The following is a 22730-nucleotide window of genomic DNA, read 5'->3' on the forward strand; positions in this document are numbered from 1 at the left end:
CTCTTAATGAGCGCAGGCAAAAAATTCCGACAAGCTCTGGCAGATAACAAGCCTTTGCAAATCGTAGGTACCATCAACGCCTACAGTGCCATGATGGCAAAACGCATTGGTCATCAGGCCATCTACCTGTCTGGCGGCGGTGTTGCCAACGCCTCTTACGGTTTACCTGATTTGGGCATGACATCATTGAACGACGTAATTGCCGACGTTCAGCGCATTACCTCTGCGTGTGATTTGCCACTGTTAGTGGACATCGATACCGGCTGGGGTGGCGCATTTAACATTGCCAAAACCATTAAAGACATGGAAAAGGCCGGTGCTGCAGCAGTACACATGGAAGACCAGGTTGCCCAGAAGCGTTGTGGTCACCGCCCTAACAAAGAAATCGTGTCTACCGAAGAGATGGTTGATCGCATCAAGGCCGCGGTTGACGCGCGCACCGATCCTGATTTCTTCATTATGGCCCGCACCGATGCATTTGCTCAGGAAGGCTTGGAAAAGGCCATTGAACGCGCCAAAGCCTATGTCGCAGCGGGTGCAGACGGCATTTTCGCCGAAGCGGTAAAAACCGAAGAGCACTACCGCGCATTCGCAGACGCACTGGACGTACCCATTCTGGCCAACATCACCGAATTCGGTCAAACCGAGCTGTGGAACAAAGAGCAACTAGGTGAATGGGGCGCCGCTATGGTGCTGTATCCGCTGAGTGCGTTCCGCGCCATGAACAAAGCAGCGGAAATGGTGTATCAGTCTATTCTTAACAACGGCGACCAAAAAGCGGTTGTCGACATGATGCAAACGCGCATGGAGCTTTATGATTATCTGGGCTACCACGATTACGAGCAAAAACTCGACGCACTGTTTGCTGAAGGCAAGAACAAGTAATTACCACAGCCAGCATTGCCCAATTAAGGCTAAGAATGACCTTAGTGCTGGCTGATACAACTGTACCCTACAAAAAAATTAACGAGGAGATAAACAATGGCTAAAGCTCTAAGTGGCGCAGGTTTGCGTGGACAGGTTGCCGGTAAAACAGCCCTTTCAACGGTAGGTGTTTCGGGCTCAGGCCTGACGTACCGTGGCTACGACGTAAAGGATCTCGCCAACAATTGCCAGTTCGAAGAAGTTGCCTATCTCATTTTAAAAGGCAAGCTGCCTAACCAACAGGAACTCGACGCATACAAAGCCAAGCTGAAAGGCATGCGTGGCTTACCCCAGGCTCTGAAAGACGTACTGGAACGCATTCCGGCTAATGCTCACCCAATGGACGTACTGCGCACCGGTTGTTCGATGCTGGGCAACCTGGAAATGGAGAGCGACTTCAGCGAGCAGGACGCCGTTACCGACCGCATGCTGGCTTGTTTCCCAAGTATTATTTGCTACTGGTACCGCTTTACTCACGACGGCGTGAAAGTAGACGTTGAAACCGACGATGACTCTATTGGCGCACACTTCCTGCACTTATTGCACGGCGAAAAGCCTAACGAATTGCACGAGCAGGTTATGCACGTATCGTTAATTCTGTATGCAGAGCACGAATTTAATGCCTCAACGTTCACAGCGCGCGTATGTGCTTCAACGCTTTCTGATATGCACTCGTGTATCACAGGTGCGATTGGCTCTCTGCGCGGCCCACTGCATGGCGGTGCGAACGAAGCGGCGATGGAAATGATTGAAGGCTTTACCTCGGCCGATCACGCTGAAGAAGAAATGATGGGCAAACTGGCTCGCAAAGAAAAAATCATGGGCTTTGGTCACGCGATTTACTCAGAATCCGATCCTCGAAACGAGATCATCAAAGGCTGGTCTGAAAAACTCGCAAAAGACGTAGGCGACGAGGTGCTTTACCCGGTTTCAGTGCGTTGCGAAGAAGTTATGTGGCGCGAGAAGAAACTGTTCTGTAATGCCGACTTTTTCCATGCATCGGCCTATCACTTCATGGGCATCCCAACCAAGTTGTTTACGCCCATTTTCGTAATGTCACGACTAACAGGCTGGGCCGCTCACGTAATGGAACAACGCGCCGACAACCGTATTATTCGCCCCTCAGCAGAATATACCGGTGAAGAATTACGCGCAGTTACTCCTATTGCAGAGCGCGCGTAAGCATCAATTACACAGAGCGACCGCTTCATACCGTCGAAGCGGTCTTTACCAGACCGTGTGGAACCCTCATGAATACCCAATACAGAAAGAACCTGACAGGCACAACATTAGATTTTTTCGACGCAAAGGAAGCCGTTAATGCCATTAAACCCGGCGCTTTCGACACGCTGCCCTACACGTCGCGCGTCCATGCGGAAAACCTGGTACGCCGTTGCCCACCAGAAACACTGCGCGATTCGTTAATTCAGTTAATCGACCGTAAACGCGATCTGGACTTCCCGTGGTTTCCGGCCCGGGTAGTGTGCCATGACATTCTGGGTCAAACCGCACTGGTCGACTTAGCAGGCTTGCGTGACGCCATTGCCGAACAAGGTGGTGACCCGTCTAAAGTTAACCCGGTAGTGCCTACACAGTTAATTGTGGACCACTCACTGGCCGTTGAGCACGCTGGTTTCGAACCCGACGCCTTTGAGAAAAATCGCGCCATTGAAGATCGCCGTAACGACGACCGTTTCCACTTCATAAACTGGACCAAAACCGCGTTCAAAAATGTGGATGTGATCCCGCCAGGCAACGGCATCATGCACCAGATCAACCTGGAAAAAATGTCACCGGTGGTACACGCCAAAGACGGCGTTGCCTTCCCCGATACACTGGTAGGCACCGACAGCCATACCCCTCACGTTGATGCGCTGGGCGTTATTGCAGTAGGCGTAGGCGGTTTAGAAGCAGAAAGCGTAATGCTAGGCCGCGCGTCTTATATGCGCTTACCCGACATTGTGGGCGTTGAACTAACTGGCAAACCACAGCCCGGTATCACCGCTACCGATATTGTATTAGCGCTTACCGAGTTTTTGCGCAAAGAACGCGTTGTGTCAGCTTACCTGGAATTCTATGGCGAAGGCACTACCCACCTGACCCTGGGCGACCGCGCCACCATTTCCAACATGACGCCAGAGTACGGTGCCACTGCTGCGATGTTCTACATCGATCAGCAAACACTGGATTACCTCACCTTAACTGGCCGCGATGCCGCTCAGGTGAAACTGGTAGAAACCTACGCCAAACAAGCTGGCTTATGGGCTGATACCTTAACTGGCGCAGAGTATGAGCGCGTGCTGACATTTGATTTATCGTCTGTTACCCGCAACATGGCCGGCCCGTCAAACCCGCATGCCCGTTTGCCCACCAGCGAATTGGCAGCGCGTGGCATTGCCGGAAAATTTGAAAAGCAAGATGGTTTAATGCCGGACGGCGCAGTAATCATTGCTGCTATCACCAGTTGCACCAACACCAGTAACCCGCGTAACGTTATTGCGGCAGGCCTGCTGGCCCGCAACGCCAACGCCAAAGGCCTGGTTCGGCAGCCCTGGGTAAAATCCTCGTTGGCACCGGGTTCCAAAGTGGTGAAAATGTACCTGGAAGAATCCGGACTACTGCCTGACCTTGAGAAGCTCGGCTTTGGTGTAGTCGCCTTTGCCTGTACAACCTGTAACGGCATGAGTGGCGCACTGGACCCGGTCATCCAGCAAGAAATCATCGACCGTGACCTCTACGCCACCGCCGTACTGTCGGGTAACCGTAACTTCGACGGCCGTATTCACCCCTATGCCAAGCAGGCATTCCTGGCATCACCGCCCCTGGTGGTCGCTTACGCCATTGCCGGTACCGTACGCGTGGATATTGAAAAAGATCCACTGGGCTTTGACCAGAATGGCAATCCGGTCACACTCAAAGACATCTGGCCTACCGATGAAGAAATCGATGCGGTAGTAAAAACCTCTGTAAAACCAGAGCAATTCCGTCAGGTGTACGAACCCATGTTTGACCTGTCTGTTGATTATGGCGAGCACATTGACCCGCTGTACCAATGGCGTGAAATGAGTACTTACATCCGTCGCCCGCCCTATTGGGAAGGCGCATTGGCGGCAGAACGCACACTTACCGGTATGCGTCCGCTGGCAATACTGCCCGACAATATCACTACCGACCACTTGTCTCCGTCTAATGCCATTCTGGCGAGCAGTGCGGCGGGTGAATACCTGGCTAAAATGGGCTTGCCGGAAGAAGACTTTAACTCTTACGCCACGCACCGCGGAGATCACCTCACCGCCCAGCGCGCAACCCTGGCTAACCCTAAACTGTTCAATGAAATGGTGAAGGAAAATGGCAAGGTGAAGCAAGGCTCATTGGCGCGCATTGAACCAGAAGGCAAAGTTACCCGCATGTGGGAAGCCATTGAAACCTATATGGAACGCAAACAGCCGCTGATCATTGTGGCCGGTGCTGACTATGGTCAGGGCTCTTCACGGGACTGGGCCGCCAAAGGCGTGCGTCTTGCCGGTGTTGAAGTGATTGTAGCTGAAGGCTTTGAGCGCATTCACCGCACCAACCTGATAGGTATGGGTGTGTTGCCACTGGAGTTTAAAGCGGGCACCAACCGTATCACCCTGGGTCTTGATGGTACCGAAACCTACGATGTAAAAGGCGATAGAACGCCAGGTACAACACTAACACTGGTAATTAACCGTACCAACGGCGAGTGCGTTGAAGTACCGGTAACCTGTCGTCTGGACACCGCAGAAGAAGTGTCGATTTACGAAGCAGGCGGTGTGCTGCAACGCTTTGCCAAGGATTTCCTCGAAGGCCAGACAAACTAAAATCAGGCGAACTAACCAAGCCAACGACAGTACGGAGGGGTTTTGCCCCTCCCACCTAATAAACAGCGAGTATTTATCATGGCATTTGCACCGCAAATTAAAATTCCGGCCACCTACATGCGAGGCGGTACCAGTAAAGGGGTCTTCTTCAACCTTGCCGACTTGCCTGTTGAAGCACAACAGCCAGGCGCCTATCGCGACGCGCTGTTACTGCGCGTAATTGGCAGTCCGGATCCCTATGGTAAACAAACCGATGGCATGGGCGGCGCAACGTCCAGCACCAGTAAAACCGTGATCCTGAGCAAGAGCCAGCAAGAAGGTTATGATGTGGATTATCTGTTTGGGCAGGTAGCCATTGATAAAGCGTTTGTTGACTGGAGTGGTAACTGCGGCAACTTAACCGCGGCAGTGGGCGCGTTTGCCATTAACAATGGGTTAGTCGATGCGACGAAAATCCCCGACAACGGCATCGCAGTAGTGCGGGTATGGCAAGTTAACATCAGTAAAGAAATCGTAGTACACGTGCCCATTACTAACGGGGAGGTACAGGAAACTGGTGACTTCGAGCTGGATGGCGTAACCTTCCCGGCGGCGGAAGTAAAAGTTGAGTTTATGGATCCGGCCGACGGCGAAGGCGATATGTTCCCTACCGGCAATTTGGTTGATGAACTTACTGTACCTGAATTTGGCACCCTGAAAGCCACCATGATCAATGCAGGTATTCCCACCATTTTTGTGAATGCAGCCGACATTGGCTACACAGGTACTGAGCTGCAGGATGCTATCAACAATGACACTGAAGCATTGGCTCGCTTTGAATCACTGCGCGCACATGGCGCGATTAAAATGGGGTTAATTAAAGACCTCTCTGAAGCAGCCAGTCGTCAGCATACACCTAAGATTGCCTTTGTGGCACCGCCAACGCCTTACACCTCGTCAAGCGGCAAAGCCATTGGCATCGACGACATCGATGTACTGGTAAGGGCGCTGTCGATGGGCAAACTTCACCATGCCATGATGGGCACAGCTGCTGTCGCTATAGCCACCGCAGCGGCCATTCCGGGCACGCTGGTGAACGATGCGGCCGGCGGCATTGATCGCGAAAACGTGGTATTCGGCCACCCGTCTGGCACGTTGGCCGTGGGCGCACAAGCTCAGCAAATTAACGGGAAATGGCAGGCCACCAAGGCCGTAATGAGCCGTTCTGCCCGCATCCTTATGGAAGGCCGGGTTCATATTCCGGCACCAAAACTGTAACGCAACGCTTCCTCAGGGTGGCTGGCTATCATTGGGCATGGGCCAGTCACCTCTTTTACTGGTATTCATATCAAAATAGATGCACACTGTTTGGTCAGGGATTCTGATATAAACTGGTCGAGAAGGATTATATGGTTCGACGATTTAGCATGCATGGCTCGCTGGATGTACACGTTGAAAGCCGCGTACTGGTGTTATCGGGAAGTGGCCCGTGGAACAGCGAATCCTTGCAGTTAACCGATGCATCGATTATGCAACAGGTTAAAGCACTTTACGGCAGCCCCTGGGGCGTACTCGGCTTGTTTTCCGGGGAAGCCGTGTATGTTCCCGAAGCCATTCAAACACTACAAAAGCAGGTTAGTCAGGAATTAAAGCTGGGCCGGGTTGCCACAGCGGTTGTACTGAACAACGTGCAGGCACCTCGATTATCCCAGTATCAGTTTGAGCTCATCTATAGCAGCTGCGGACACGCTTTAGAATTTTTCGATGACGAAGCAATTGCCAGGCGCTGGCTACAGGCACAAATTGCCGCTGCTCAATCTGATGCCCGTTTTCAGGCATAACATGTAAAGTACTTTGGCCAAACGATGACTGAACTTGTCAGGTACAATAGTCTTCCCTAGGGCGTGTTGATCTTTGCTGTATGATTTTGCAGCAGTCTGTGCGACGTTTATACAATGAAGCGCAAGTGAAGTGTAGTCATCTACATGAACTTGGGCTGAAGCAGTAGAAATGTTACACAGGCGCTGCCCGAAGGGTTCGCTCTAGGTGTCCACCGCTCTTTGTTGCATGCTCTTGATGCAGAACCACTGCGCCTGCGAACATGCGCCGCGATCGCTGAACACCTAGAACGAACAAAATTAATACAGCAAAGATCAACACGCCCTTGGCTCATCATGCACTATACTCATTATATTAGAGTGTGTTCGGGATAAATATGTATAAATGGCCTGTTCGATTGTGTTGGTGTATCGTATGTGTATGCAGTAATGCGAATGCAGCACAAATACTGCGGGCCCCCACCTTTACCACCTCTCACGCCATTATTGACTATTTCTACGAACAACTGGACTTAGCGGTTGAAGCCACCCAGGAAGACTTCGGCGAACTAAAAGTGGTGCGGGTTGCTATACCGGTTGAGGAAGAACGCCAGTTACGCAATCTCAATGAAGATATTGCCGACATCGCCTGGGCGACTTGTTCCCGCGAGCGGAATGAATTATACACCCCGGTTGCTATACCCTTTTCTGCCGGGTTATTTGGGATCCGATTGGCGGTAGTACGTGAAAGTGATCAGACTATTTCCCGCGTTGATTCACTCCCATCCTTGCGGTCGCTGGTAGCCGTGCAATCCTCGAAGTGGCATGATTTTATAGTACTTCAGCAAAATGGTTTAACGGTTCTCGCTTCCGATCGCTTTTCTGCTTATCGCGCTGTTGAGCGGGGTCTGGCCGATTTCTACCCCAGGGGCGTCGCCGAGATTACCGAAGAAATGGCCGCGGCCAATGTTCCGCAACTAGCCATTGCCCCTAACTTTGCCTTGCGCTATCCGGTGTTTTTTATTGTCTATGTAAAAAAAGACAATGCCTTGTTGGCCAAGCGATTAACGACTGGCTTTGAACGAACCATAAACTCCGGGCAGTATAAGGCGCTGTTACACGAAAAAGCCTGGTTTCAGGAAGCCATGCAATTACTTCAACACCGGCAGTTTGTTGATCTGGAAAATCATCAGGTTGATGATAAGTGTATGCAAGCCGGGAAGTATATTCCCGACTTATTAGGTGTGGTTAAATCTAGTAGCGATAAGCCAGGCTGATAAACGGAAAGCTATCGCCGTCCGGGGAGTAATTATAGGTTGCGCCTAGCACAAAACCGGATTTGCCCTGTCCACTGAAGTAGATTTTCGCGCCGATAGAACCACCCAGCTTTCGGTCGTATTCAATGTAGCCGGTCCCATCATCTACAGAGTCGATTTCCATGATGCCGCCGTACAAACCCAGCGCAAAATGACGATTCAGAAAGTAATTAGCCCCTACCCCGGCCCCCACGCTGTACTCCTCTTTCGAAGGGTCGTCTAACATGCCGGTGGCCACATACACTTCAAGTGATTTGATGGGGGTAGGCATGCCCACCTGAGCCCCAAATCCGCCGTACTCAATACCTGCGCCAGTTTCAAAGTACGGCTGCTGTTTCGCAACGACCAGTGTTGGCAACAGGGCCAGTAACATCCATGCTTTCATTGTGTTCCTTTTCGCTTGAATAATAACAACGACTACGTGTTCCATATGATTAAAAGGCGCATTAATCATCAATCATCTGTTCGTTTAACCAATTGTGCAGAGTATCCATATCCTGTTGCACCGCCATTTGCAGCTCTTCTACCCAGTCATGCACATTCTGCCACCATGCCGGGTGGTCGCCCTGCTGAATTTGGTTGGCTATACGCTGTACGCGGGCTAAGCCAACCGAGCCGGCTGCGCCTTTAATTTTATGCGCTTGCGCACACACTTCTGATTTTTCATCGGCACTTAAGCTCAGTTGCAGAATTTCCATATATTCGGGCATTTTCTCATGGAATACCTTCACGCTGGCGCGCACCATGTCTTCGCCAATGGTATCCACTAGCATTTGCAGTAAGTCCATGTCCAGAATATTGGTAAGCTGCTTACTGGTGTCTACTTTAGGTACATCACCTGATTTAGGCAGTGGTGCTCTCTCAGGTTCAGGCTCGGCAAACAATAGGTTCAACACTTCTATTACCCGGCTTTTCTTCACAGGCTTGGCAATAACGTCGTCCATGCCGTTTTGCAGGTATTCCTCGCGCTTTTTAATCACGTTTGCAGTAAGCGCCACAATTGGCGTTTGCATTACCAGATCTTCTTCGATCACCGTGGCGGCAACGTCGAAGCCGGTCATGTCTGGCAGTTGTATGTCCAGCAAAATAAGGTCGTAGGTGGTTTCGCGGATCTTATCAATGGCCTCTTGCCCGGTCATGGCAACATCAACGTGTTGACCAAGCTTTTCAAGTAAGGCTTTGGCTACCATTACGTTTAATTCAATGTCTTCCACCAGCAGAATGTTCAAACCAGTTACCTGGAGCTGTTCAACCTGCATTGGACGCTTGGAGATTTGCAGGGGTAACTCAACAGTAAAGCGCGTACCTCTGCCCTGCTTACTCTCTACGCGAATATCGCCTTTCATTAAATCGACCATTTGCTTACAAATCGCCAACCCGATGCCAGTGCCGGTTGCAGATTGATGATCCGGGTGATCAACCTGATAATACATGGCAAAGATCTTGTCGATTTCGCTTTCAGGAATTCCCACGCCGGTGTCTTCAATCACAAACGTCACCAGCGACACATCATTGTCTGGGCGCGACGCAGATACCGTTAACGTTACATGCCCTTTTTGAGTAAATTTCACCGCATTAAACAGGATATTCCAAAGGATCTGGCGCAACCGCGTGCCGTCAACTTCAACCAGCTTTGGCAGAGGGTCATTAATATTGGTGATCAGTTCCAGCGATTTGTCTGCAGCAAGCAGGCGGATAATAGAACTCAGTTCTTCGGTGAAATCACGCAACGACACGGTTTTCAGCGACAGCTCAAGTTTGTCGCGCTCCAGCTTGTCCATGTCAATAATGTCATTAAAGATATTCCCCAAGGTTATAGCACTGGCATAAATGGTACTTACCCAACTCCACTGTTCACGGTTCAGTTCAGTATCCCTTAGCATGCGACTCAGACCAACAATCCCGTTCAGAGGCGTTCTTAACTCGTGGCTGATAGTAGCAATAAAGCGCGTTTTATCATTACTGGCTTTTGCAGCGGCGTTTTCTGCCTGTTTGCGCTCCGTCATATCACGGCCAAACGCCAGTAGTCCCAGTCGGTTTCCGTCCTGATCAAAAAACGGTACTTTACGCATTTCAAAGTAACGCCTGCGGCCATCGGCAAAGCGAAGCCAAAGTTCTTCGGTAATACTGGCATTCGCTTCCAGTACTTCGTGATCGCTGGCCACCACCTGACGCGCCAGATCTTCTTCATATACGTCGTGCGGTGTAAGACCAAGTAACTGCTTTTCAGTTTTACCTGTCATCTGTTCGGCTATCCGGTTGCAACCGGCAAACCGCCCTTCTTCGTTGCGGTAATAAATCAGATCGGGCGAGGCATCGATAATAGAGCGCAACAAGGTGGACAAGCGTCGCGCTTGAGCTTCCTGCTCTGATTTGTTTTCAATTTCCTTTTCCAGCTCTTTGAATACCGTTTCACGTTCATCCTGAGCATTCTTGCGCTGTTCAATTTCGTGATTGAGCTGACGAATGTTGTTTTGCAGTTCGCGGTTAAGAAATACGTCTTCTTCACGCAGATGCTCCAGCTGACTCACCACTTCTTTTAAGTTAGTACGCGAGTTTTCCAGTTGCTTTACCAACTCGCTGAAAAAGTACAGAACCCAGGGCGCAGACAGCATGGTTAAAATAACCGCGCTGATGAAGTCATCGGGCTCCACCGCACTACCCAGGCTGAGTCGAATAACGTACGAGCCACCTACGGTAAACCCCAGCGTTAAAACCACGAACAATACACTTAACTTTATGGTGCCAAACCGCTGCACAAACTGCGCAAATCTGATGGCCCATGAATCGTTGGGAGTTTCCTGATGCATAACAACACTATACCGGTAAAATTTGCAGCCATCCTAACAGACCTTGCCTGACAGGAAAATAACCAGATTCTGGTTGTAAAAAACGAAAACATTCCAATTTCGATAAAACAGGGTAAAATAGCGCCAATAAAACGTTGATTGCCGTTCGCGCGTCAAATTTCCCTGCATCCAGCCGCACTGCGTCAACAAACTTAAGATTCAAATACAAGTTTCTCATATGGGTACTTACCCACAATAGATGAGTATTTATGCAACTTAAGTTTAATTAGACTTACCGTATCTGCGAATAAAATTGCATCAACTATAAAAAAATAAGCGTTTTTTTAGCGGCAGAAATTAAGCACAAAGTACTGAATAAAAACAAAAATAAAGATGGTATACGATTTCTGGTGTGCTATCCCTCACATTCCGATTGATTTTAACCGGCAATGTAGGTATGTTGTACGGCCCGCTAGGCAATAGTGCATAAAAATGCGGTACACGACTGGTATCCACAATAATAACTAACGACATATCCAGCGCAGACTGATTTTTCATTTATTTTCAGTCATTAGACAACGCGTTGTAACGCAGCTGTGAAGCCGACTCTGGTTTGAAAACACAGCGCATACCTTGCCCAGTCAAAGGTTGAAGGAGTTAAGAGATGAGTTTATATAATCCCAACGATTCACGGGATAACTGTGGATTCGGTTTGATTGCCCATACTTCCGGTGAAGCCAGTCATACGCTGGTGAGAACGGCTATTGAAGGTCTGGATCGCATGCAACACCGCGGCGGTATCGCTGCCGACGGTAAAACAGGCGATGGCTGTGGCTTGCTTTTGCAAAAGCCAGATGCCTTCTTTCAACATGTTGCAGAACAACATGGCTGGAAGCTCAGCAAGAAATATGCTGTAGGTATGATTTTCCTTAATCAGGACGATACGTTAGCGCAAGCTGCGCGTGATGTATTAAACGAAGAGCTGGAAAAGGAAACCCTGTCTGTTGTGGGCTGGCGCAAAGTGCCGGTAAACCATGACGTGCTGGGTGAACTGGCTCTGACTGGCGTGCCGCAAATCGAACAAGTATTCGTCAATGCACCTGCAGGCTGGCGTAAGCGCGATCTGGAACGCCGTTTATACATGGTGCGCCGTCGCACTGAAAAACGTCTTGAACAAGACAAAGAATTCTATGTAGCCTGTTTATCTGGTCTGGTGACCATTTATAAAGGTTTGGTAATGCCACGCGACCTGCCGGCCTTCTATAAGGATCTGGCAGACGAAAAAATGAAGAGTGCGATCTGCGTATTCCACCAGCGATTTTCAACCAACACATTACCCAAGTGGCCACTGGCCCAACCGTTCCGCTTCCTGGCGCACAACGGCGAAATCAACACGATTAAAGGTAACCGTGACTGGGCGTTAGCGCGTACCGGCAAATTTGCCACGCCACTGATTCCGGATCTCAAAGACGCATCGCCTTACGTGAATACCGAAGGCTCTGACTCGTCGTCGCTGGACAACATGCTGGAATTGTTCCTGGCTGGCGGTATGGATTTATTCCGCGCCATGCGTTTATTGGTACCACCTGCGTACCAGAACAATGACACCATGGATCCTAAGCTGCGTGCATTCTATGAATTTAACTCTATGCACATGGAGCCGTGGGATGGCCCGGCCGGTATCGTAATGACCAACGGCCGTCATGTAGCCTGTAACCTGGATCGCAACGGCTTGCGTCCGGCGCGTTATGTGGTAACCAAAAACGGCTTTATTACGCTGGCGTCTGAAATTGGCATTTGGGATTACCAGCCTGAAGACGTAATCGAGAAAGGCCGCGTTGGCCCGGGTGAAATGCTGGCAGTGGATACCTACACAGGTAAAATCTGGCGTTCAACCGAAATCGACAATGAGCTGAAAGAGCGTCACCCGTACCACGAGTGGCTGGAAAAGCACATCCGTCGCTTAACGCCTATCGAGAAAATGGACGCGTCACTGATTGGTCAGCGCGTATTCGATGACGATACCATGGCGGTTTACCACAAGCTGTTTAACTACAGCTACGAAGAAATCCATCAGGTGATTAAAGTACTGGGTAAAGACGGTCAGGAAGCCGTAGGCTCTATGGGCGACGACACCCCAATGGCAGTATTGTCTTCCAAGCACCGTACGCTGTACGACTATTTCCGTCAGCAGTTTGCGCAGGTAACTAACCCGCCAATCGATCCATTGCGTGAAAACCACGTTATGTCGCTGGCTACTTGTGTGGGCCGTGAGCAAAACGTATTTAACGAAACCAGTGGTTACGCTGATCGCGTGTTGTTCTCATCGCCAATCCTGATGTACACCGATTTAAAACAGCTGCGTGAATTTAACCCGGACAACTACTATTCAGAAAAAGTAGAGTTGCAATACAGTGCGGAAGAAGGCCTTAAAAAGGCCATCGAGCGCATTTGCAATGAAGTGGAATATCTGGTTAAACAAAAACGTGCTGCATTTGTGATCCTGTCAGATCGCAACATCAAGCCAAACCGTTTGCCGATTCCTGCTGCGATGGCAGTTGGTGCGGTGCACCGTCGTCTGGTAGACAACCAGCTGCGCTGCGACGCCAACATTGTGGTAGAAACCGCCTCCGCGCGTGATCCACACCACTTCGCAGTACTTATTGGTTTGGGTGCAACGGCAATTTATCCGTTCCTGGCCTATGAAACTCTTGAGCAGTTATGCGAAAAAGGTGATTTGGATATTACCGCAATGCAAGCTGTGCTGAATTACCGCAAGGGCATCAACAAAGGTCTGTATAAGATCATGTCCAAAATGGGTATCAGCACCGTGGCCAGCTACCGTAGCTCGAAACTGTTCGAAGCGATTGGTATTAGCCAGGAAGTCATGGAACTGTGTTTCAAAGGCGTGCCTTCGCGCATTGAAGGCGCCAACTTCGACGATTTCCATCAGGACACCATTAACCTGTCACGCATTGCTTGGTTAAAGCGCAAAAAGATTTCGCACGGTGGTTTGTTGAAATACGTACACGATGGCGAATACCACGCGTACAACCCTGATGTAGTTCAAACACTGCAAAAAGCGGTAGTGTCGGGCAACTACGCCGACTACCAGGTTTATGCGAAACTGGTAAATGAGCGTGCACCCTCACACTTACGGGATTTAATGAAGCTCAATCCGGCCAATCAGCCAGTTGACATCAGCGAAGTTGAATCAGCCGAAAGCTTATACCCGCGCTTTGACACCGCCGCGATGTCTATTGGTGCCTTGAGCCCTGAAGCACACGAGGCGCTGGCGATTGCCATGAACCGGTTAGGCGGGCAGTCTAACTCAGGTGAAGGTGGCGAAGACCCTAAACGCTTTAAGACAGAGAAAAACTCTAAGATTAAACAGGTTGCATCGGGACGCTTTGGCGTAACACCGCATTACCTGGTTAACGCGAGTGTGATACAGATAAAAGTTGCCCAGGGCGCCAAGCCTGGTGAAGGTGGTCAGCTGCCTGGCGACAAGGTCAATAAGTATATTGCGCAACTGCGTTTCTCGGTGCCAGGTGTAACCCTGATATCACCACCGCCGCATCACGACATATACTCTATTGAAGATTTAGCTCAGTTGATCTTCGACCTGAAACAAGTGAACCCAACCGCACTTATTTCAGTGAAGCTTGTATCTGAGCCCGGTGTAGGCACCATTGCAACCGGTGTTGCGAAAGCCTATGCCGACCTTATCACCATTTCTGGCTACGATGGCGGCACAGGCGCAAGCCCGCTGACGTCGGTAAAATATGCCGGAAGTCCGTTTGAGCTGGGTCTGGCGGAAACGCAACAAGCGTTAGTAGAAAACGGTTTGCGCCACAAAGTGCGCGTACAAACCGACGGCGGTTTAAAAACCGGTCTTGACGTTATTAAAGCGGCAATTATGGGTGCGGAAAGCTTCGGCTTTGGTACTGGCCCAATGGTTGCCCTCGGCTGTAAATACCTGCGTATTTGCCACCTGAACAACTGTGCAACCGGTGTAGCAACTCAGGACGAAAAACTGCGTGCTGAGCACTTTATTGGCTTACCGGACATGGTAATGAACTACTTTAAGTTTGTTGCTCAGGAAGTGCGTGAAATCATGGCCAGCATGGGCGTGCGTAAGTTCGACGAACTGATCGGCCGCACTGAACTGCTGTCATTGGTTGAAGGTATTACCGCCAAGCAGAATCGTCTGGATTTATCTCCCATTCTGGCGAAGCCAGTTGCGGGTGAACACACGCATCTGTTCTGTTCAGAAACCACCAATGCGCCATTGGACAAAGGTGTGCTGAACGCCAAAATGCTGAAAGACGCCAAAGAAGCAGTTATCAAGGGTTGTGGTATTAACCTCAGTTACCCTATCCGCAACACCGATCGCTCTGTAGGTGCATTACTTTCAGGTGAGATTGCCAAGCACTACGGCAACCACGACATGGAAGAAATGCCAATCACCGTTACGTTTAAAGGAACGGCGGGGCAGAGTTTCGGCGTGTGGAACGCTGGCGGTCTGAATATGTATATCGAAGGTGATGCCAACGATTACGTAGGTAAAGGGATGACTGGCGGTAAGCTGGTCATTTATCCGCCGCGTAATGTGCAATACAACACCCACGAAAGCGCCATTATGGGTAACACCTGTCTGTACGGTGCAACTGGCGGCAAGCTGTTTGCAGCGGGCCGTGCCGGTGAGCGTTTTGCAGTTCGTAACTCAGGTGCCATTGCCGTTGTGGAAGGCGTGGGTGACAACGCTTGTGAATACATGACCGGTGGTATTGTGGCGGTGCTGGGCCCTGTGGGCGTTAACTTCGGTGCCGGTATGACAGGTGGTTTTGCTTACCTGTATGACGAAGGTGATCTGGATCGCCGCGTTAACCCTGAGCTGGTAGAGCTATTGTCGATTGACGACAAAGTGATCCTTGCAGAACATCTGCGTGGCTTAATCAACCAGCATTACGAAGAAACCGGCAGCCAGTTCTCGTTGAGCCTGCTGCATGACTTTGCCAGCACCTTATCGAAGTTCAAACTGGTGAAACCAAAAACCAGCGATGTGAAAAACCTGTTGGGCCATATTAGTCGTTCCAGCGCTGAATTGCGCATTCAGGCACAATAGTGAGGTGAGAAGATAATGGCTAAGAATGTTTATCAGTTTGTTGATGTAGAAAGAATTGATCCGCCGAAAAAGCCCATTATGGAGCGTAAATCGGGGTTCGCTGAAATCTATCATCCACTTACCTCTTCGCAAGCGGAAGGCCAGGCAGATCGCTGCCTGGACTGCGGCAACCCGTACTGTGAATGGAAGTGCCCGGTGCACAACTACATTCCACAGTGGCTGGCGCTGGCTAACGAAGGCAAAATCATGGAAGCGGCTGAACTGTCGCACAAAACCAATAGTTTGCCGGAAGTGTGTGGTCGCGTATGTCCACAGGACCGTTTGTGTGAAGGATCTTGTACCCTGAACGATGAGTTCGGTGCAGTCACCATTGGTTCGATTGAAAAGTACATCACCGATACCGCCTTTAAAATGGGCTGGCGTCCGGATATGTCAGGGGTAACCTGGACAGACAAAAAAGTGGCTATCGTAGGTGCGGGCCCGGCTGGTCTTGCCTGTGCGGATATTCTGGTACGTAACGGTGTTAAACCCGTTGTATTCGACAAGTACGAAGAAATCGGCGGCTTGCTGACCTTTGGTATCCCATCGTTCAAGCTGGAAAAAGACGTCATTAAACTGCGTCGTGAAATCTTCACTGAAATGGGTGTTGAGTTCGTTCTGAACACCGAAATTGGAAAAGACATTCCATTCCAGCAGTTACTCGACGAATACGATGCAGTATTCCTGGGAATGGGTACTTACAAGTACATGAAAGGCGGATTCGACAACGAATCAGCGCCAGGTGTATTCGATGCGTTGCCGTTCCTGATTTCCAACACCAACCGTGTTATGGGACTGGAAAAAGACGCGGCTGACTACATCGACATGAAAGGCAAGAAAGTGGTCGTGCTGGGTGGTGGTGATACTACCATGGACTGCGTACGTACCTCTATTCGTCAGGATGCCGCAAAAGTAACGTGTGCTTACCGTCGTGACGAGGCCAGCATGCCGGGTTCACGCCGTGAAGTGGTAAACGCCAAAGAAGAAGGTGTGTTGTTCGAGTTTAACGTTATGCCATTAGACATTGCTGTTGATGAAGCAGGTAATGCAACGGGTGTTAAACTGGTTCGCACTGAAATGGGCGCACCGGATGCACAGGGCCGTCGTAGCCCGGTTGTGGTTGAAGGTTCAGAATTTGTGTTAGAAGCCGACGCGGTAATCATTGCGTTTGGTTTTCAGCCTAGCCCTGCCCCTTGGTTTGGCGACTACGGTATCATCCTGGATGAAAAAGGCCGTGTTCGCGCACCAGCCAAAGGCAAGTTTGCATACCAGACATCAAACCCGAAAATCTTCGCCGGTGGCGATATGGTTCGTGGCAGTGATCTGGTTGTTACCGCGATTGACGAAGGTCGTAAAGCGGCTGAAGGCATCATGGATTACATTGGCGTGTAACACAAACAGCGCCATACATTGTGAATCGGAGCCAAATGGCTCCGTTTTTTATTGGCTATTCTGAGCTTTTACTGCTCTTGATATACATGACTTTCATCATAATCAGTGAAATAAGCACCACAATCGACGATATGCCTAACACCGGCGCGAGCGCGTCATCACCCGCAATACCGCCGTACAAACAATACAATCCAATGATAAGTACCGCTGTGCCAGCCTGATGTAACCAGTACTGCGCCACCGCGAGCTTTGAATCACTATTGGTTAGCCATAATTTATGGATTACCGCGTAAATCATGCTAACAACAAACCCCAGCAACATAATGTGTGCGTGGGTCACTAACTGCCCGTGATTTTTCGTTGCGGCCATGTGAATACCCAACAGTAATCCCAACAGCGCGTAACCCAAACCGGTTAATACATACTTTCTATCCATGTGTTTTCCTTTTTATTGTTATTGCTCACAACAAAGCCCGAAACACGTTAACTGTGCTCCGGGCTAACTTTGGTGTGCGGATTCAACTACACATGTATAAAAAGTAATCTAGTAGTAGTGATATGTAAACTCTACACCGTATTCCCGGCCTTTGGTCAGAGGAGCAAAGGTACCAAAACTTAATTGCGTATCATTACCGTGCTTCACATCATTGGTCAGGTTTTTCCCAAACAAGCTCACTACCCAGGTGCCCTCTTCATTTTGAAGATCGATACCGGCATTCAGAATCTTCTGATCGTCGATATAGCCCTGATTGTTGTCGGTGTAATAGGTTTTGTCGCGATACGAGTAATTGATGCGGCTGGTTAACAGGCCCCAGTCACTCACTTCCATATCGTGGGTTAATCCAATGCTGTACGTAATTTCCGGCACACGTGGGATTTCCAGAGCTTCATCATCCTTATCCACTACACCATCACCGTTCAGATCGTAAATCACCTTGCTGTACTCAGCATCGATCAGTCCCAGGTTGAACATCGCAACCAGGTTGTCGGTAATGCGGAACATACCGTCAACTTCTATCCCCATCAGAGTTGCTTCGGCGGTGTTTTTGATGATTTGAATCAGTGAGCCATCCGGCGCAGGCAAACTCACTTCGCGCTGCATATCGTCAATGTTGGTAATGAACGCGGCGGCGTTAAAGCGGCCCCATGCAGTGTCGCCCTTGTAGCCCACTTCAAAGTTATCAACAGTTTCTTCGTCGAATGGACCTGGGCCGTTGGCTTCGCGTAATTCAGGCGTGCTGATATCGGCGGTATTTCTGAGGTTATAACCACCCGAGCGGAACCCTCTCGACCAGTTGGCAAACAGGTTGGTGTCATCATCCAGTCGGAAGCGAACGCCGACTTTAGGTGACACATTGCTCCAGGTTTTGTTGTCAACAAAATCGAAGTTACAGTCATTGGCTTCGTAAATATTGCATTTCGGGCCCTGTGGAATAATAAACCCGCTGTTAATGCTACTCACGTTCAGGTTCATCGACGAGATCTGAACGTCTTTTTCTTCACGGGTGTAACGCAAGCCGGCAGACAAGGTCCACTGGTCATCCAGGTCATAATCTACCGCAGCAAACGCCCCAAGGCTTGATGTGTCATGCAAACCGCCACCGTCCTGATAAATACCCGCAGCCAGTAAGTCTGGCGTGCCGTCGCCATTAATATCGGCGTATACCGTGGTAATAGGCAGTTCTCGGCGTTCGTGGTACAGCATATCGTTGGTGTAGTGGTACAAACCGGTTGTGACGTTAGCTTTGCCCAACTGGGTGTTAAAACGCAGCTCATGGCTGTGCTGTTCACTGGTTGTCCAGGAATTAGAGTGGAATAGCGAAAATGGCTGCGCATCAATGTCACCGCGAGTTGGCGAGAAGTAATCGCGCCAGCCGTAGATATACGTCATGGTGCCACCTGCAACATCCCAGTTCAGATTCAGCGACAGCAGTTCGGTTTCGATTTTCTGCCAGCCTGGCTCGTTAATCGCGAAATCATGGCTGTCGCGATCAAATGTTACGGCATAAGGCGCTAATGGGTGCGCGCCAGAGAACGCCAGATTCGGATTAATCCCCAAACCATTGGTATGGTTCTGACCTGACGGGCCATCGCCGTCCAAATCCAGATTTTCATACTTTAATTCCAGTGTCAGATCGTCAGTGGCTTCCCACAAGGTAGAAGAGCGAAACAGCGTTTGCTCTACTGCACCGTGATTGCTGCCATCAAATTTGTTCTTAAACCAGCCTTCATCGTTGTTGTGGTATACCGATACTTTGGTAAACAGGTTGTCGGTAAGCGGAATATTAACCGCGCCCTGAATCGTTTTGTTCAGTCCACCCGGGCCACCGCCCGTTACCGAGCCTCGAACTTTTGCGTTGAAGGTATCGTCGGCCTTTTTCGTGGTGATCAGGATTGCGCCGCCGGTTACGTTACGACCAAACAGAATACCCTGCGGTCCGCGCAACACTTCCACGCGTTCAATATCAAACATATCCACTACCACGCCACCGTTGGTCCCAATGAATACGCCATCGATAAATACGCCAACCGTTGGGTCGATTGAGGTGATTGAGCTGTTAATGCCTAAACCGCGAATTGAGAAGTTAGCAACGCCACGCGCCGTTCCCACATCTTCCAGCACCACGTTGGCAATGCCCACAGACAGGTCATTCATGCTTCGGAATTTCATGGCATCTAATTGGTCTTCGCCAAATGCCGTAATGGCCACAGGGACATCCTGAATAGACTCAACGCGTTTACGCGCTGTAACTTCAATTTTCTCGAACAACTTGTCGGCCGTTTTGTTCGACTTGGCGACCTCCTGGGCCTGCACAGGTTGCAATAGTGCAGAGAGGCACAAAGTCAAAGCGGAATACTTAAACAGCGAAGTGTGATTCCTGGTTATGCTGGTAGGGCACATGGTTTTTCCTCAGTTCCAATTTATGTGTGTAATACGCGTTGTTAAATCTATGTTACTAACTGCACACAAAACTAACACCTGTGAAAATTAGTGTCAATATATTGGAATGATATTTCGCTATGTAAAACTAAATAGATAAAAATCGTTATATTGTTTTACTTACTTAGTACTAAAGGCGGATTGGATTTGCAGATTAATTGCTATTAAACAGCCACTTAACAGTACACAGCAGTACAGAGGGAAGTAGATATCAGATTGGTATAGCATTGCACCCAGCGGTGGCCCAAGGGTGTATCCCATCGCAGGAGAGGCTGTCATCAGACCAGTCACTTTGGCGCGTTCAGCATCTGAGCAGCGTTGCGTAGCTGCTGCCGTAACACTGGGATACCCTACCCCAACGCCAACACCGATACCCACCATACCAATGTAGATAAACTGCACCTCGGTGGCCGTTGCCACAGAAATATACCCCGCGGTCATCGCGATGGCCGCCAGATACAGCAGTTGTTTCAGGGTAAAATGGCCGCGTTGTACCAGTGTCCACTGCACGCTGAGCGCGGCTAATGCACTGATCATTAGCGCCGTGCCTGTGATCTGCGCAGCTTCTACGGGGGAATGATGAAAATAGTCAATCAGCAAAAAGCCCAGACTTTGCTGCAACATGGCCATACAGATGAATAGCACTACAGCAAAACTGAGTAACAGCAATACTGGTGACGAAGCCGAAACGTCGGCACTCGATGTTACTTTTTGGGGGACCGGCTGCGACGGAGGCTCGTCAGGCAATTTTCTCCACACCAAAAGCAATGCCAGGCACGTTAATACAATAATGGCGTACAGCGGTGCTACCAGCCCATAGGTAACCAGCAGACCAGCCAGCCCCGGCCCCAGTATTTGCCCAAGGTTATTTGCTGACGTGACCCTGCTTAGCGTAGCCACCGAATGCAGGCTCTGCCGCCGCGCATAGCCAATTACATAGCCCACAGCTGCTGGCGGCGTGGCCGACATAACAGTGGACTGGGCCACCCGCGTTGCCAGTAAGCAACCAAACAGCGCATAGCCGGTAAGCCATTCAGCCAGTCCAACACTAAACACACTAGCAAAACACAGGGTGCCAATAGAGTATCCCGACAAACCGTAAATAAGCGTACGCCGGTTACCTGCCCGCGCCGCATAATAACTCCAGCGGGTGCTACCCAGTGCAAAGATACAGGCTGACGACGACAATATCGCCGCCACCTGAAGTTCAGACAGTCCGGTCTCCCTGCCAAGGGCGGGTAGTATTGTCATCACCACGCTTTGCCCCATGGCCGTAGCCAGCAGGGCAATAAAAAGCACCAGCGTTACCATAGTCGACGGGTAAGCCGGTGCACGAGGTACAACTGTTTCGCCATATAAGGCTTAGTATTAGCGGTTGATTTCAAACAACGCTGCCATGCCCATACCGCCACCAATACACATGGTAGTGACCGCATAACGGGCTTTACGACGCTGTCCTTCCAGCAATACATGGCCCACCATACGGGCGCCACTCATGCCATACGGGTGACCAATGGAGATAGCCCCACCGTTTACGTTGAGCTTGTCATTGTCGATACCCAGCTTGTCGCGGCAGTACAATACCTGCACGGCAAAGGCTTCATTCAGCTCCCACAAATCAATGTCGTTCACGGTTAAGCCATGACGCTTTAATAGCTTAGGTACCGCGAATACCGGGCCAATGCCCATTTCATCGGGCTCACAGCCGGTGACAACCATGCCGCGATACGTGCCCAGTACCGGCAGGTTGCGTTTTTGCGCTTCCTTTGCCGACATCATGACACTGGCAGACGCCCCATCAGACAGCTGACTGGCATTCCCGGCGGTAATGGTGCCGCCGTCGATTACCGGGTTCAGACCCGCAAGGCCCTCCAACGTAGTGGTTGGACGGTTACATTCATCAGACGTAGCGGTTTTATTTACCAGCTCTGTGGTATCCGTGGCTTTGTCGTATTGCGCGTGCACCACGTCCATGGGCACAATTTCGTTATCGTAAATACCGTTTTGCTGAGCTGCCGCTGTGCGCTGCTGACTCTGTAAGGCGTATTCGTCCATTTGCTCACGGCTGATACCATAGCGCTTGGCCACAATTTCAGCGGTTTCAATCATCGACAAATAAATGCCTGAATGCTTCGCTTTCAACGCCTCGCTGTGGGCGCGGAATTTATTCATGTTGTTATTCTGTACCAGCGAGATGGAATCCAGCCCACCCGCAACCGCAACCGGTGCGCCATCTACAATAATGCGCTGTGCCGCCATACTGATGGCCTGCAAACCTGAAGAACAAAAACGATTAATGGTTACGCCAGCGGTAGTCACCGGTAAGCCCGCCATGAGAGCTGCCTGGCGACCAATGTTGCCGCCCGTTGCCCCTTCCGGCAGACCACAGCCAATTAATACATCCTCTACTTCTGCGCCGTCGATACCGGCACGTTGCACCGCCTGGGCAATGGCATGGCCAGCTAACTCTGCGCCATGGGTATTGTTGAACGACCCTCGGTACGCTTTGCCAATGGGCGTGCGTGCGGTACTTACAATTACTGCATCAGTCACAATCTCTCTC

The 22730-nt window shown here is 50.3% G+C and carries 15 protein-coding genes; 8 read left to right on the top strand and 7 right to left on the bottom strand.

Annotated elements, in window-relative coordinates:
* Window positions 1–6 precede the first annotated feature (6 nt).
* The 6 genes from prpB to FJ444_RS13775 all read left to right on the top strand — a co-directional run bounded on the left by prpB (window position 7) and on the right by FJ444_RS13775 (window position 7839).
* A complete protein-coding gene (gene prpB, locus FJ444_RS13750) occupies window positions 7–885 on the top strand; it encodes a methylisocitrate lyase (protein ID WP_140959052.1) in 879 nt (292 codons plus the stop codon).
* Window positions 886–981: 96 nt separating this feature from the next.
* The gene (gene prpC / locus FJ444_RS13755; protein WP_140959054.1) at window positions 982–2106 is read left to right on the top strand and encodes a 2-methylcitrate synthase; all 1125 of its coding nucleotides are present in this window, start codon (window positions 982–984) and stop codon (window positions 2104–2106) included.
* A 68-nt stretch (window positions 2107–2174) separates the two neighbouring features.
* Window positions 2175–4766, top strand: a complete 2592-nt coding sequence (gene acnD, locus FJ444_RS13760; protein ID WP_140959056.1) for a Fe/S-dependent 2-methylisocitrate dehydratase AcnD — start codon at window positions 2175–2177, stop codon at window positions 4764–4766.
* Between the two features lie 78 nt (window positions 4767–4844).
* On the top strand, window positions 4845–6023 hold the full coding sequence (gene prpF / locus FJ444_RS13765; protein ID WP_140959058.1) for a 2-methylaconitate cis-trans isomerase PrpF: 1179 nt from the start codon (window positions 4845–4847) through the stop codon (window positions 6021–6023).
* Between the two features lie 131 nt (window positions 6024–6154).
* Window positions 6155–6586, top strand: a complete 432-nt coding sequence (locus FJ444_RS13770; RefSeq protein ID WP_140959060.1) for a hypothetical protein — start codon at window positions 6155–6157, stop codon at window positions 6584–6586.
* A gap of 374 nt (window positions 6587–6960) precedes the next feature.
* The gene (locus FJ444_RS13775; protein ID WP_140959062.1) at window positions 6961–7839 is read left to right on the top strand and encodes a hypothetical protein; all 879 of its coding nucleotides are present in this window, start codon (window positions 6961–6963) and stop codon (window positions 7837–7839) included.
* Here the strand turns inward: FJ444_RS13775 and FJ444_RS13780 are convergent.
* The 3 genes from FJ444_RS13780 to FJ444_RS13790 all read right to left on the bottom strand — a co-directional run bounded on the left by FJ444_RS13780 (window position 7817) and on the right by FJ444_RS13790 (window position 11225).
* Window positions 7817–8263, bottom strand: a complete 447-nt coding sequence (locus FJ444_RS13780) for a hypothetical protein (RefSeq protein ID WP_140959064.1) — start codon at window positions 8261–8263, stop codon at window positions 7817–7819. The genes FJ444_RS13775 and FJ444_RS13780 overlap by 23 nt on opposite strands.
* A 61-nt stretch (window positions 8264–8324) precedes the next feature.
* Complete coding sequence (gene arcB, locus FJ444_RS13785) at window positions 8325–10688, bottom strand: aerobic respiration two-component sensor histidine kinase ArcB (protein WP_140959066.1); 2364 nt, start codon at window positions 10686–10688, stop codon at window positions 8325–8327.
* Between the two features lie 336 nt (window positions 10689–11024).
* Entirely contained in the window at window positions 11025–11225 is a 201-nt protein-coding gene (locus FJ444_RS13790) for a hypothetical protein (protein WP_140959068.1), read from the bottom strand.
* Window positions 11226–11331: 106 nt separating this feature from the next.
* Between FJ444_RS13790 and gltB the strand changes: the two genes are divergently transcribed.
* The gene (gene gltB / locus FJ444_RS13795) at window positions 11332–15795 is read left to right on the top strand and encodes a glutamate synthase large subunit (protein ID WP_140959070.1); all 4464 of its coding nucleotides are present in this window, start codon (window positions 11332–11334) and stop codon (window positions 15793–15795) included.
* 15 nt (window positions 15796–15810) lie between these two features.
* Window positions 15811–17226, top strand: a complete 1416-nt coding sequence (locus tag FJ444_RS13800; protein ID WP_140959072.1) for an FAD-dependent oxidoreductase — start codon at window positions 15811–15813, stop codon at window positions 17224–17226.
* Window positions 17227–17281: 55 nt separating this feature from the next.
* Here FJ444_RS13800 and FJ444_RS13805 read toward each other — a convergent pair whose 3' ends face one another.
* The 4 genes from FJ444_RS13805 to FJ444_RS13820 all read right to left on the bottom strand — a co-directional run bounded on the left by FJ444_RS13805 (window position 17282) and on the right by FJ444_RS13820 (window position 22720).
* On the bottom strand, window positions 17282–17662 hold the full coding sequence (locus FJ444_RS13805; protein ID WP_140959074.1) for a TonB-dependent receptor: 381 nt from the start codon (window positions 17660–17662) through the stop codon (window positions 17282–17284).
* 108 nt (window positions 17663–17770) lie between these two features.
* Entirely contained in the window at window positions 17771–20074 is a 2304-nt protein-coding gene (locus FJ444_RS13810) for a TonB-dependent receptor (protein WP_181405165.1), read from the bottom strand.
* A gap of 213 nt (window positions 20075–20287) precedes the next feature.
* Window positions 20288–21478, bottom strand: a complete 1191-nt coding sequence (locus FJ444_RS13815) for an MFS transporter (protein WP_140959078.1) — start codon at window positions 21476–21478, stop codon at window positions 20288–20290.
* Window positions 21479–21535: 57 nt separating this feature from the next.
* Window positions 21536–22720, bottom strand: a complete 1185-nt coding sequence (locus tag FJ444_RS13820; protein WP_140959080.1) for an acetyl-CoA C-acyltransferase — start codon at window positions 22718–22720, stop codon at window positions 21536–21538.
* Between the last annotated feature and the right edge of the window lie 10 nt (window positions 22721–22730).

The sequence above is a fragment of the Aestuariibacter sp. GS-14 genome (genome assembly GCF_006494365.1).
Lineage (GTDB): Bacteria > Pseudomonadota > Gammaproteobacteria > Enterobacterales > Alteromonadaceae > Alteromonas > Alteromonas mangrovi.

What these genes read in the sequence shown, in the direction of transcription:
- prpB (WP_140959052.1), top strand. Translation starts at nt 7, where the DNA reads ATGAGCGCAGGCAAAAAATTCCGACAAGCTCTGGCAGATAACAAGCCT.
- prpC (WP_140959054.1), top strand. Translation starts at nt 982, where the DNA reads ATGGCTAAAGCTCTAAGTGGCGCAGGTTTGCGTGGACAGGTTGCCGGT.
- acnD (WP_140959056.1), top strand. Translation starts at nt 2,175, where the DNA reads ATGAATACCCAATACAGAAAGAACCTGACAGGCACAACATTAGATTTT.
- prpF (WP_140959058.1), top strand. Translation starts at nt 4,845, where the DNA reads ATGGCATTTGCACCGCAAATTAAAATTCCGGCCACCTACATGCGAGGC.
- FJ444_RS13770 (WP_140959060.1), top strand. Translation starts at nt 6,155, where the DNA reads ATGGTTCGACGATTTAGCATGCATGGCTCGCTGGATGTACACGTTGAA.
- FJ444_RS13775 (WP_140959062.1), top strand. Translation starts at nt 6,961, where the DNA reads ATGTATAAATGGCCTGTTCGATTGTGTTGGTGTATCGTATGTGTATGC.
- FJ444_RS13780 (WP_140959064.1), bottom strand. Translation starts at nt 8,263, where the DNA reads ATGAAAGCATGGATGTTACTGGCCCTGTTGCCAACACTGGTCGTTGCG.
- arcB (WP_140959066.1), bottom strand. Translation starts at nt 10,688, where the DNA reads ATGCATCAGGAAACTCCCAACGATTCATGGGCCATCAGATTTGCGCAG.
- FJ444_RS13790 (WP_140959068.1), bottom strand. Translation starts at nt 11,225, where the DNA reads ATGAAAAATCAGTCTGCGCTGGATATGTCGTTAGTTATTATTGTGGAT.
- gltB (WP_140959070.1), top strand. Translation starts at nt 11,332, where the DNA reads ATGAGTTTATATAATCCCAACGATTCACGGGATAACTGTGGATTCGGT.
- FJ444_RS13800 (WP_140959072.1), top strand. Translation starts at nt 15,811, where the DNA reads ATGGCTAAGAATGTTTATCAGTTTGTTGATGTAGAAAGAATTGATCCG.
- FJ444_RS13805 (WP_140959074.1), bottom strand. Translation starts at nt 17,662, where the DNA reads ATGGATAGAAAGTATGTATTAACCGGTTTGGGTTACGCGCTGTTGGGA.
- FJ444_RS13815 (WP_140959078.1), bottom strand. Translation starts at nt 21,478, where the DNA reads ATGGTAACGCTGGTGCTTTTTATTGCCCTGCTGGCTACGGCCATGGGG.